This window comes from Klebsiella pasteurii (assembly GCF_018139045.1).
Classification (GTDB): domain Bacteria; phylum Pseudomonadota; class Gammaproteobacteria; order Enterobacterales; family Enterobacteriaceae; genus Klebsiella; species Klebsiella grimontii.
Map to the genome: position 1 here is coordinate 816,156 of NZ_CP073236.1, position 11,925 is coordinate 828,080.

Consider the following 11,925-nt stretch of genomic DNA (forward strand, 5'->3'; position numbering starts at 1 on the left):
TGAGGTGTTGCACCCGATTGAACATGAAAGAGCGGCAGGCGCATTCCCCCGGATAAACAGAACAACGGCGACAAATTCGAACCCGGTTTTAACGCCGCTCAGCGTCTGAGCCGCATTACCGCTTTTTCTCGCCCGCCGTCGTCATTCTAACAATCAGAATACTTGTCGTCCTCTTTGGTGAATGCCCTGTTTATAAGGCCTTACGTTTTTACGCAGTAATGCCTGAACCGTAATCCCCATACCAACCTTAAAGCGATGCCTCGGCCAGTAATGCGGCCTGTACCGCAGGACGGGCATTGATCATTTCCCTGTACGCCAATAGCACAGGCCAGCGCTCCAGTGAGATTGAGAAGAATCTACACCAGCCCAGCACAGTGAAAAGGTAGGCATCAGCCACGCTGAAGGATGGGCCAGTCAGATAGGTTTTTTCGTTGAGAGTCGCCTGAAGGTAATCGAACTGTCGGAACAGCTTCTCACGAAAAATCGCTCTGACCTCTTCGGGCAGCGCGGGGTTGAACAACGGTGCCGAGCCAGCGTGTATCTCACTGGTGATAAAGTTAAGCCATTCCTGCAGACGCACCCGAGCCCAGCTGCCAGCGCGGGGCGCCAGGCCGTGCTCTGGTTTTAGATCGGCGAGGTACTGTACGATGGCCGGACCCTCAGTGAGTATCTGACCATCATCGAGTTCAAGGGCCGCGACATAGCCTTTAGGGTTAATCGTTCGGAAGTCACGACCATCAGCGGTGATCTTGCTTCTGTTGTTGACTCTAACCAGTTCAAACTCAAGTTGCAGTTCGCGCAGCACGATGTGCGGTGATAACGAACAGGTATCCGGGGCGTAATAGAGTTTCATTTTGTCTCCGTTAAAGGGGAAAAGCGGTCGGGGAACATCCTGAACTCACTGTATTTGAGGCGGGTTGCGCTGTAAAATTAATGATAAAGAAACTAACTATTAGCTGAGCTACTGACAATCATGATGAATCTTTTACATTGGCGCTTACTGGTGGCCGTGGCGGATGCCGGCAACATCTCGCGCGCCGCAGAGGAGATAGGAATGACTCAGTCCGGCGCCAGCCAGGCAATCGCCCAACTAGAAGCTTCACTGGGATTTCCGGTATTTATACGTGAGCGACGATATATCGGTGTGACCGCGCTGGGTGGGCAGGTTGTTGAACACGCAAGAAACATGCTTTCGCAGCTGAATGCCATCCGCGTACTGGCCGATGAGAGCCGGGGTTTAAATCGCGGGCGCATTCGCCTGGCCAGCTTTCCATCCGTGACGTCCACCTTGTTGCCCGGTCTGCTGCGGGACTTTAAGCGCCTGCATCCGGGTATTGATGTCGTCATCCTGGAAGGCTCTGACGAGGAGGTTGAGGAGTGGCTGGCCGCAGATACCGTTGAGCTGGGGGTGGTCATGAATCCCGACCCCGGCCGTGCAGACGTTGTATTAGGGCAGGATGCATGGGTAGCGGTACTGCCAGCCACTCATCGGCTGGCACACCATGCCAGGACGTCTGGCATAACGCTAAAGGCGCTGGCAGACCAGCCCTTTATTCTGGCGACAGGCGGATGCGCCGTTAATGGCAAAAGCCTGATGGAAAAGGCGGGTCTGCAACTTGCTGATATACGCGTGACGGTGCGCGACTGGATTAGCGCCTGTAAGCTGGTCGCGGAAGGGATGGGCGTCGCCCTTGTACCTGAATCAGCTCTGCCAGAGGCGTTGCGCAATCTGTGCGTGGTGCCAGTGACGCCTGCCATACACCGTGAGTTTCGGCTGGTTTGTTCGTCATCCGGAACGTCTTCCAGCGCAACGCAGGCGCTACTTAACGCGCTACGTAACCGAGGATGAGCGGGAACGCCGCGAACCGGAGCGTCAGCGATGAATATACGGTAAAAGAAGTTGAAAAACAGGGTATACCGGTCCTGCTGCCCGCTGCATGTGCATTGACCGCGGATAAGTAAAAACGGCCCCATCGCTGAGGCCGTGACGTGCTTATTGTTTCTTCTCGCCCAGCGTCGGCGTCTCGTCAAAGAAGTTCCACGGCTTCAGCAGCGCATGCGCCCACTCGGTCGGCATAATCGGCCACTCCTCAGCCCGGGCCACGTGGGTGGTACCGGTGGTGATCCATACCACGTCATCATGGTTGTTAAGCGACTCGTCATCTTTCACGTACTGGCCGAGGCCGGTGTCGTGAATCGAACGGTTAGGGTACTTACCTTCCGGGAAGCGCTCGGTGGGATGATAGCGGGTGACCCACAGCTGTTTATCCATAAAGCTCAGACGATGGTAAATCCACTCATCTGGGGCGAATTTCGCTCCGGTGGCGACCGGATGTGTGCCGCCCGCGTAGGGGATAATCTGATACGACACCGGGTTACCCATCCGGTTTTCTTTGGTGGTATTGCTCAGCAGACGAATGGTGCCCGGGTCAAATTTCTGCGCCGCTTTCTGCTCGCTATCAAGGGTGTACTGATTGATCTGCATAGTGCTGGTACGCGGGCCGCCGGCGGTGTTCGGCTTCACTTCCGGGTCCATGGCCACCAGCGTGTTGTTCTCGCCGTCGACGTCAAGATCGAGGCGGAAGTTGTAGATATGCTGGTGAGTGGTGCCGACAATATTATGGTCGATCAGCGTGCCGTAGCGGGTATCTTCTTTGGCGCTCGGGTCGTGCATGGTCTTCGCCTGTACGCCTTTGACCGCTTCGATGCCGGTGGCCCCGGCATCAATGCCGATGGTGCCGTTTTCGTGAAATACCCAGTCAAAGATGTAGTCGTAGTTGCCGACGGTGCTGATCCAGCGCACCACCAGCTCGCGGCGTTCGGTACTGACGTTCGGCTTGCCCATCTCCTGATGCTTATACTCCGGCCCGGCGTAACGTTCGAAGATGGCGATCGCGCGTGGGATGGTGGTTGGCGTGCCGGTATAGTCGGCGATAGTTTCATCCAGCAGGACCGCGTTGGACGGCGCATCTTTACCGCGGACGATAGGCGAGGTCAGGGTGCCCATGCCGTAGTCGCCGGAATCCAGATAGGCTTTAAAATACCAGCCCACGTCCGGGTCGCCGTAGGGGACGATCATCCCACCCAGCGAACCTTCATACATCACCTGGCGTTTTTTACCGTTATCGTTCCAGGTCACGGTAGACAAAATCGGCCCGACGCGGGAGTTCATCCGCAGATGGAAATCCCAGTTCCGCCAGTGAATCATATCGCCGGTGATGGTGTAGTTTTTGCCCTCTGGCTCAATGATCTCCAGCGGTTTCACCGTAGGCGCAACGCGGTCTCGGCCGTCATAGGGGCGGGCCGCCATCGGCACCGGGATCGTCGGACCCTCTTCGATTTTGATGATCTTCTTCTGCTCGAGGTCGACCACCGCCACCAGATTTTCAATCGGGTGCGCCCAGTAGTTGCCGTCGCCGACGTCGAGATAGCTGACCACTTTCAGCAGCCGCGCGTCCTGCTTGAGGCCATCTTTACCGTCGAAGTAGCCGACGGTCAGCGGGGTGGTAATCACCTTGCTCGGGTCGTCGATGCCGTGTTTTTTCAACACTTCGGCAAATTCGCTGCTGGCGTTGATGATGTTCTGCACGCTGGCGAAATCATCCAGCAGCACCATGCCGTGGGCGTCTTTAATCGGCGTCCATGAAAGGACCTTTTTATTCTGTAAATCCACCACCGCCTCAATAACGTGCTTGCCGTCGAGCATGATCACGTCGGCGGCGCGCGGGGCGTTGACCGGCGTGCCGTTGAGGGCAAAATCCCACACCGCTTTTTTATCCGGCTCGCGCAGGGAGATCTCGGTGAATCGGGTATTGGGCTTGAAATCCACCGCGGCTTTAACAATGGCGACCGCTGCGCTGATTTCCGCCGCTGACAACGAGTTCAGCGGGTGAGGGCGTTTTTCCACCTGGAAGGTCTGGTCAAGACCGGACTGAAACACGTCGTTGATAAAGGTGTCAGAAACCCACGCTTTGCCGTCTTTCATCACTACCGGCACCTGCAGCTCCAGGGTTTTACCATTGACGATGGCCGTTTTCGCCCCCGGTTTTACCTTTACGTAAGCGCCGTCTTTAATCAGGGTAAACATCTGCGCGTAGTCATCCCACTGAACGTCCGCGCCAAAATCCTGCAGGGTTTTGTCCATCGGGACCATATGGGCTTCGCCGCCGTGGGCGAACGCCGGGCTTTGCCAGGCGCAGAACAGAGCGACAGCTAACGCCAGAGCCGTTTTGCGGGGAGAAAGAATCGCCATTGAGACCTCACCTTATTGTTGTGTTGTGCTGTGCCGCTGCGAATGTCGGCTTGTGTATCGTTAACCTAACAGCGCTCTGCTCCCAGGCGTTTGCCTGCTTTTGCCAGGTTGTTTGTCAGTTTTGCCAGTTACAAAAAATGCCTCCGCAGAGGTATGAATATGGCGAAGCCCTGCCGGGCGACAAAAATGCGCGAATTTCCAATATTTACCCGGCAAAATCTCCCCGCTGGCGGGCGACCAGGGTCAGAATGGAATAGAGCGCGACCGCCTGCTGGTGCTGGTTAAAAATCTCTACCGCCCACTCGACGACGCCGGTCGCTTTTTCCTCCGCGCTGCGCTGGCGTTTCACCGTTTTGCGTTTGCAGGTCAGGCGTACCTGGATGGTATCGCCCGGCTTCACCGGCTCGATAAAGCGCAGATTTTCCATCCCGTAGTTGGCGATCACCGGACCGACTCCGGCGTCAACAAACAGCCCGGCAGCGGCGGAAATCAGGAAATAGCCGTGCACCACCCGCTCGCCAAAAATCGACTCCGCGGCGGCAATCTTATCCATATGAGCGTAAAAGTGATCGCCGCTCAGGCAGGCGAAGTTGACGATATCCGCCTCGGTCAGGGTGCGGCGAGGCGTCAGCAGGCTGTCGCCCGGCTGGATCTCCTCAAAATATTTACGGAACGGGTGAATGCGGTCTTCCACCACCTGCGCGCCGCGTACCCACTGCTGACCGATAGCGGCGAGCATCGTCGGGCTGCCCTGAATCGCGGTGCGCTGCATATAGTGCTTCACCGCCCGCAGACCGCCCAGCTCTTCGCCGCCGCCGGCGCGCCCCGGGCCGCCGTGAACCAGCTGCGGCAGCGGGGAGCCGTGGCCGGTCGATTCTGCAGAAGAGGCTTCGTTCAGTATCTGAATACGTCCGTGGGCGCGGGCGGCGCCGAGAATAAACGTCCGCGCCAGTTCGCCGCTAGCGGTCACCAGCGTTCCGGCCAGGCTACCTTCGCCGGCCCGCGCCAGGGTCATGGCGTGCTCAACGGTCTGATACGGCATCAGGGTGGCGACGGGACCAAACGCTTCAATAGCGTGAACCGCCGGGGTTTCGTCCGGCTGCGGGCAGTACAGCAGCGTTGGCGGGAAGAAGGCCCCGGCGGCGCTGAGATCGGCCTGGCCGCCTAGCAGCACGTCGCATCCGGCGGCCACCAGACGATTGACGTTATCCTGCACGTCCTGACGCTGTTCGTTGTTCACCAGCGCCCCCATCTTCACGCCTTCCTGCGCCGGGTCGCCAACCACCACGTTTTGCAGGCGTGCAATAAGCGCGTCGCTCACCGCTTTCACCTGCGCCTGTGGCACGATAATCCGGCGGATGGCGGTGCACTTTTGCCCGGCTTTTGCCGTCATCTCTCGTACCACTTCGCGAATAAATAGCGCGAACTCCGGCTGCTCCGGCGTGACATCGTCACCGAGTACGCAACAGTTCAGCGAATCCGCTTCCATGGTGAAGGGAATGGACTTCGCGACCAGGTTGGGGTGCACCCGCAACTGCTGTCCGGTATGGGCCGATCCGGTAAAGGTGACGACATCCTGGCCATCGAGATGGTCGAGCAGATCGCCCGCGCCGCCACAGATCAGGCTGATTGCGCCTTCCGGCACCAGTCCGCTGTCGATAATCATTTTGACCATCGCCTGCGTCAACTGCGCGGTGGCGGTAGCCGGTTTGATGATGGCGGGCATCCCGGCAAGCCAGGTGGGCGCCAGCTTTTCCAGCATCCCCCAGCAGGGAAAGTTAAACGCGTTGATATGCACCGCCACGCCGGACTTCGAGGTCAGGACGTGGCGGGCGGCGAAGCCTCCCTGTTTTGACAGCGGGATCAGCTCATCTTCCGGCCACAGGGTATCGTCCGGCAGCTCGCGGCTGCCGAGACCGGCGTAGGTGAAAAGGGTGCCAATGCCCCCTTCGATATCTACCCAGCTATCGGCGCGTGTGGCGCCGGTTTCGGCGGAGATCGCGTACAGCTCCGCCTTCTGCTCCAGCAAATATCTGGCGAGCGCCTTCAGCATCGCGCTGCGCTCAATAAAGCTCATCGCCCCCAGCGCCTTGCCGCCGCGCTCGATCGCGAAGCGTCGCGCCTGTGCCATATCCAGACCCGCACTGGTGACTTCCCATAGCGCTTCACCGCTGATGGCGTGATGGATGGTGCGTGCGTGGCCCCGGCCGGTCTGCCACGCGCCGGACAAGTAGCTGGCTAACTGCTGCATGGTTTATCTCCAGATGTGTTACGTGAAATATCTATAAATAGTTCTTTGGTGAATCATAAAAATCAAGTTTGAATTTAATAATTTATTAACAATGCGATCGCCGTCTTTCGGTGGGATTGTCTTAATTAATTGTTAATAATGGTTTTTACAAAAGCTTTTGCGGTAACTGTCACAAAAAACATAAACAAAATTTGTGGTTTTATTTAACCCGAATGTAACTTTTATAAATCAAAGTGATTCGAAAATTAATTTAAATCGAATTTATTGGAATCATAAAGGTGATGACGTGACAGAAGAACAACGCTTTGACCAGCGCATTGCGCAGGAGACGGCCATTGAACCGCAGGACTGGATGCCGGAAGCCTACCGCAAAACGCTGATCCGCCAGATAGGCCAGCACGCGCATTCGGAAATTGTCGGCATGCTGCCGGAAGGCAACTGGATCACTCGCGCGCCGACCCTTAGGCGCAAAGCGATTCTGCTGGCGAAAGTGCAGGATGAAGCCGGGCATGGCCTGTACCTCTACAGCGCGGCGGAAACCCTCGGCTGCGCCCGCGAAGACCTGTATCAGAAAATGCTCGACGGCAAGATGAAGTACTCCTCCATTTTCAACTACCCGACCCTGAGCTGGGCGGATATCGGCGTGATCGGCTGGCTGGTGGACGGCGCGGCCATCGTCAATCAGGTGGCGCTGTGCCGGACCTCCTACGGACCCTACGCCCGGGCAATGGTCAAGATCTGCAAAGAGGAGAGCTTTCACCAGCGCCAGGGATTTGAAGCCTGCATGGCGCTGGCGCAGGGCAGCGACGCGCAGCGGCAGATGCTGCAGGACGCCATCAACCGTTTCTGGTGGCCGGCGCTGATGATGTTCGGGCCGAACGACGATAACTCGCCAAACAGCGCCCGCAGTATGGCGTGGAAAATCAAGCTCCACTCGAATGACGAACTGCGCCAGCGCTTTGTTGATAACACCATTCCGCAGGTGGAGATCCTCGGCATGACCGTGCCGGACCCGGATCTGCAGCTGGATGAATTCACCGGCCACTACCGCTTTGGCGCCATCGACTGGCAGGAATTTAACGAGACGATTGCCGGGCGCGGGATCTGCAACCACGAACGCCTGGCCGCTAAACGCAAGGCATGGGAAGAGGGCGCGTGGGTGCGGGAAGCCGCGCTGGCGCACGCGCAAAAACAACGGGCCCGCGATGCCGCGTAAGGAGAAGGAAGATGAGCAAAAACGACTGGCCGTTATATGAAGTGTTCGTTCGCAGCAAGCAGGGGTTGTCGCACCGCCACGTCGGCAGCCTGCACGCCGCCGACGACCGGATGGCGCTGGAAAACGCCCGCGATGCCTACACCCGCCGCAGCGAAGGCTGCTCAATCTGGGTGGTGAAGGCCCGCGAAATTATCGCCTCGCAGCCCGAAGCGCGTGAAGAATTTTTTGATCCGGCGGAGAGCAAAATCTACCGCCATCCGACCTTCTACACCGTGCCCGATGGCATGGAACATATGTGAGGCGGCGATGAACAACGACAACCCCGTTGCCGCTTATGCTCTGCGCCTCGGCGATACCGGCCTGGTGCTGGCTCAGCGTCTTGGCGAGTGGTGCGGCCACGCGCCGGAGCTGGAGATCGATCTGGCGTTGGCCAATATCGGTCTCGATCTGCTGGGGCAGGCGCGCAATTTTCTTAGCTACGCCGCCGACCTGGCCGGCAGCGGCGATGAAGACACTCTGGCCTTTGGCCGCGACGAACGCCAGTTTTGCAATCTGCTGCTGGTGGAGCAGCCAAACGGCAACTTTGCCGACACCATTGCTCGCCAGTTTTTTATCGATGTCTGGCACGTGGCGCTCTATGGCCGCCTGGTCAGCAGTCGCGATACGCAGCTCGCCGCCATCGCCGCCAAGGCGCTGAAAGAGGTGCGTTATCACCAGCGCTTTAGCCGCGGCTGGCTGGAACGCCTGGGCAACGGCACGGCGCTTTCCGCGCAGAGAACGCAGGACGCGGTCGATAACCTTTGGCGCTTTACCGGCGAGCTATTCCAGGCCGATGCGCTGGAGATTGAGCTGAGCATGCAGGGCATCGCCGTCGACCCGCGCGAGTTACAGGCTGAATGGCAGGCGACGGTCCGCGCCGCGCTAAGCGATGCCGGTTTGTCGATCCCCGAGGAAGCGCCGTTTCGCCACGGCGGCAAGCAGGGGCTGCACAGCGAGCATCTCGGGCCGCTGCTGGCGGAGATGCAGTATTTACAGCGCGCCTATCCCGGTCAGCGTTGGTAGCAGGAGGGGATTATGCAACGTCTGGTAGATATCGCTCCCCCGGAGATCCACGCCGTCTGGGACGTATTAAGCGCCATTCCTGACCCGGAAGTTCCGGTGCTGACGATTACCGACCTCGGTATGGTGCGCAGCGTGGAACGCCGAGGCGATGGCTGGGTGATTGGCTTCACGCCAACCTATTCCGGCTGCCCGGCCACCGAACATCTGCTGGGAGAAATCCGCGCGGCGATGACGGCAAACGGCTACGCGCCGGTGCATATCGTGCTGCAGCTGGACCCGCCGTGGACTACCGACTGGATGGGGCCGGAGGCCCGGGAACGTCTGCGCCAGTACGGCATCAGCCCGCCGCAGGCTCATGCCTGCCATGCCCATATGCCGGACGAGGTGATCTGCCCGCGCTGCGCTAGCCGACACACCTCGCTAATTAGCGAATTCGGTTCCACGGCCTGCAAAGCGCTGTATCGCTGCGACAGCTGCCGGGAACCCTTTGATTACTTTAAATGTATTTGAGGTTGCGATGACGACATTTCATTCGCTTACCGTGGCGAAAGTGGAACCGGAAACCCGCGACGCGGTCACCATCACCTTTGCCATACCCGACGCGCTGCGCGACGCCTATGCCTTTCGTCCGGGCCAGCATCTGACGCTGAGAGCCCGCCTCGGCGGCGAAGAGCTTAGGCGCTGCTACTCCATTTGCCGCAGCCGCGCGCCGGGTGAAATCAGCGTGGCGGTGAAGGCTATCGACGGCGGGCGCTTCTCGCGCTATGCCCAAAGCGACATTCAACCGGGGATGGCGCTGGAGGTGATGGTGCCGCAGGGTCACTTTGGTTACCAGCCGCAGGCCGGGCGTCGGGCCGACTACCTGGCGATTGCCGCCGGCTCCGGGATTACGCCGATGATGGCGATTATCGATGCCACCCTCGCCAGCGAAACCGACAGCCGCTTCACGCTGATTTACGGTAACCGCAGCAGCCACAGCATGATGTTCCGTCAGGCGCTGGCCGACCTGAAAGACCGCTATCCGCAGCGTTTGCAGGTGGTGCACCTGTTCAGCCAGGAGTCGATGGACAGCGATCTGCTGCAGGGGCGCATCAATGGCGACAAGCTGCGCGAACTGGCCGACCATCTGCTGGACTTCAGCCGCTTTGACCATGCTTTTATTTGCGGCCCGGCGGCGATGATGGATGAAGCGGAAATGACCCTGCGCGAGCTGGGCGTCCCGGAGAAAGCCATCCATCTGGAACGTTTCAATACGCCGGGCAGCAGCGCCAGGCGGGCTGCTGGCGTACAGGCGGAGGGCCGCTCGGTCACGATTCGTCAGGATGGCCGCGACCGCATCATTGCCCTGAGCGCTGAGGACGACAGCATTCTTGACGCCGCGCTACGCCAGGGGGCGGACCTGCCGTTTGCCTGTAAGGGCGGCGTGTGCGCCACCTGTAAATGCAAAGTGCTGCGCGGCGAGGTGGCGATGGCCGCTAACTACAGCCTTGAAGCCGACGAAGTGGCGGCAGGCTACGTGCTGAGCTGCCAGGCGCTTCCCACCAGCGGCGACGTGATCGTCGACTTCGACGCGCGGGGGATGGCATGAGTGAACTGTTGATTGCTCGCCACGCGCGCGTACTGCAGCTGACGCTCAATCGTCCGCAGGCGCGCAACGCGCTGAATAACGCGCTGCTGACGCAGATCGCCGACGCGCTCGACGCGGCGGCGCTGGATCCGACGGTTGGCGTCTGCGTCATCAGCGGCAACCCACATTTTTTCGCCGCAGGCGCTGACCTGAACGAAATGGCGGAAAAAGATCTGTCCGCCACGCTCGATGATATTCGCCCGCGGCTGTGGGCGCGTATCGACGCCTTCAGCAAACCGCTGATTGCTTCGGTTAACGGCTATGCCCTCGGCGCCGGATGCGAGCTGGCGCTGCTGGGCGATCTGATTGTTGCCGGCGATAACGCCCGCTTCGGCCTGCCGGAAATCACCCTCGGCATTATGCCGGGCGCGGGCGGCACCCAGCGTCTGATCCGCACCGTCGGTAAGGCGCTGGCCAGCCGGATGGTCTTGAGCGGCGAAAGCATTGATGCTCATCAGGCGCAACGGGCGGGGCTGGTATGCGAGGTTTATCCGCCAGCGCTCACCGATGAATATGCGCTTGGCCTGGCGGCAACCGTTGCTCGCCACTCGCCGCTGGCGCTGCGCGCGGCTAAGCAGGCTTTGCGGCTGTCGCAGGAGGTGAGCCTGCAGGCCGGGCTTCAGCAGGAGCGCCAGCTGTTTACATTGCTGAGCGCGACCGAAGATCGCCGTGAAGGCATCGACGCCTTTTTACATAAACGTACTGCGGAATTTAAAGGACGCTAATCGTGGAAGCTTTCATTCTCAGCGAAGTGGAACAGGGCGTGATGACGATTACCCTTAATCGCCCGGACCGTCTGAACAGTTTTAACGACCTGATGCATCAGCAGCTGGCGGCGTGCCTGAAACAGGCCGAGCGTGACGACAGCGTGCGCAGTTTACTGCTGACCGGCGCCGGGCGCGGCTTTTGCGCCGGACAGGATTTAAATGACCGCAACGTTGACCCCAGCGGTCCTGCACCGGATCTCGGCCTATCGGTCGAGCGTTTCTATAACCCGCTGGTGCGCCGTCTGGCGGCGCTGCCGAAACCGGTCATTTGCGCGGTAAACGGCGTCGCGGCGGGCGCGGGGGCCACGCTGGCGCTGGGCTGCGATATCGTTCTGGCGGCGCGTTCGGCGAAGTTCGTCATGGCCTTCAGCAAACTCGGCCTGGTGCCTGACTGCGGCGGCAGCTGGTTTCTGCCGAGGGTGGCGGGACGCGCGCGCGCGATGGGGTTAGCGCTGCTGGGCGATAGCCTGAGCGCAGAGCAGGCGGCGCAGTGGGGGATGATCTGGCAGGTGGTGGACGACGCCGATCTGAAAGACACCGGCCTGGCGCTGGCGCGTCATCTGGCCGCCCAGCCGACCTATGGCCTCGGGCTGATTAAGAAAGCCCTGCAGCTGGCGGAAACGCAGACCCTGGACCAGCAGCTTGAGCTTGAGCGCGACTATCAGCGTCTGGCCGGGCGCAGCGCAGACTATCGCGAAGGTGTCAGCGCTTTTCTGGCCAAGCGTCCACCTCAATTCAGCGGGAAATAGC

Annotated in this window: 11 protein-coding genes; 8 read left to right on the forward strand and 3 right to left on the reverse strand. The window is 59.7% G+C overall.

The window, feature by feature from the left end:
* Positions 1-247: 247 nt before the first annotated feature.
* Positions 248-853, reverse strand: a complete 606-nt coding sequence (gene gstA, locus KCG39_RS03905; RefSeq protein ID WP_112165199.1) for a glutathione transferase GstA — start codon at positions 851-853, stop codon at positions 248-250.
* Positions 854-973: 120 nt separating this feature from the next.
* On the opposite strand from gstA, the gene KCG39_RS03910 reads away from it, so the two are divergent.
* Complete coding sequence (locus KCG39_RS03910; RefSeq protein WP_004120983.1) at positions 974-1,849, forward strand: LysR family transcriptional regulator; 876 nt, start codon at positions 974-976, stop codon at positions 1,847-1,849.
* A 144-nt stretch (positions 1,850-1,993) separates the two neighbouring features.
* On the opposite strand, the gene tynA is transcribed toward KCG39_RS03910, so the two are convergent.
* Together tynA and paaZ are read right to left on the reverse strand one after the other, a co-directional pair.
* On the reverse strand, positions 1,994-4,252 hold the full coding sequence (tynA, locus tag KCG39_RS03915) for a primary-amine oxidase (protein WP_112165197.1): 2,259 nt from the start codon (positions 4,250-4,252) through the stop codon (positions 1,994-1,996).
* Between the two features lie 205 nt (positions 4,253-4,457).
* The gene (gene paaZ, locus KCG39_RS03920) at positions 4,458-6,503 is read right to left on the reverse strand and encodes a phenylacetic acid degradation bifunctional protein PaaZ (RefSeq protein ID WP_112165195.1); all 2,046 of its coding nucleotides are present in this window, start codon (positions 6,501-6,503) and stop codon (positions 4,458-4,460) included.
* A gap of 286 nt (positions 6,504-6,789) precedes the next feature.
* Here paaZ and paaA point away from each other — a divergent pair, with 286 nt between their 5' ends.
* From paaA to paaG, 7 genes are read left to right on the forward strand one after another with little or no spacing between them, the layout of a single operon-like run.
* The gene (gene paaA, locus KCG39_RS03925; protein ID WP_235894171.1) at positions 6,790-7,719 is read left to right on the forward strand and encodes a 1,2-phenylacetyl-CoA epoxidase subunit PaaA; all 930 of its coding nucleotides are present in this window, start codon (positions 6,790-6,792) and stop codon (positions 7,717-7,719) included.
* A gap of 11 nt (positions 7,720-7,730) precedes the next feature.
* The gene (gene paaB / locus KCG39_RS03930; RefSeq protein ID WP_004120976.1) at positions 7,731-8,018 is read left to right on the forward strand and encodes a 1,2-phenylacetyl-CoA epoxidase subunit PaaB; all 288 of its coding nucleotides are present in this window, start codon (positions 7,731-7,733) and stop codon (positions 8,016-8,018) included.
* 7 nt (positions 8,019-8,025) lie between these two features.
* Positions 8,026-8,781 (forward strand): 1,2-phenylacetyl-CoA epoxidase subunit PaaC, encoded by a 756-nt coding sequence (paaC, locus tag KCG39_RS03935; RefSeq protein WP_004120973.1) that lies wholly within the window; start codon positions 8,026-8,028, stop codon positions 8,779-8,781.
* A gap of 12 nt (positions 8,782-8,793) precedes the next feature.
* The gene (gene paaD, locus KCG39_RS03940; RefSeq protein ID WP_004120970.1) at positions 8,794-9,291 is read left to right on the forward strand and encodes a 1,2-phenylacetyl-CoA epoxidase subunit PaaD; all 498 of its coding nucleotides are present in this window, start codon (positions 8,794-8,796) and stop codon (positions 9,289-9,291) included.
* Between the two features lie 7 nt (positions 9,292-9,298).
* Positions 9,299-10,369, forward strand: a complete 1,071-nt coding sequence (gene paaE / locus KCG39_RS03945) for a 1,2-phenylacetyl-CoA epoxidase subunit PaaE (RefSeq protein WP_004120966.1) — start codon at positions 9,299-9,301, stop codon at positions 10,367-10,369.
* Positions 10,366-11,133 (forward strand): 2,3-dehydroadipyl-CoA hydratase PaaF, encoded by a 768-nt coding sequence (paaF, locus tag KCG39_RS03950; protein ID WP_049115392.1) that lies wholly within the window; start codon positions 10,366-10,368, stop codon positions 11,131-11,133. Before paaE ends, paaF begins: the two co-directional genes overlap by 4 nt.
* A 2-nt stretch (positions 11,134-11,135) precedes the next feature.
* Entirely contained in the window at positions 11,136-11,924 is a 789-nt protein-coding gene (gene paaG, locus KCG39_RS03955; RefSeq protein ID WP_112165187.1) for a 2-(1,2-epoxy-1,2-dihydrophenyl)acetyl-CoA isomerase PaaG, read from the forward strand.
* Position 11,925 lies beyond the last annotated feature (1 nt).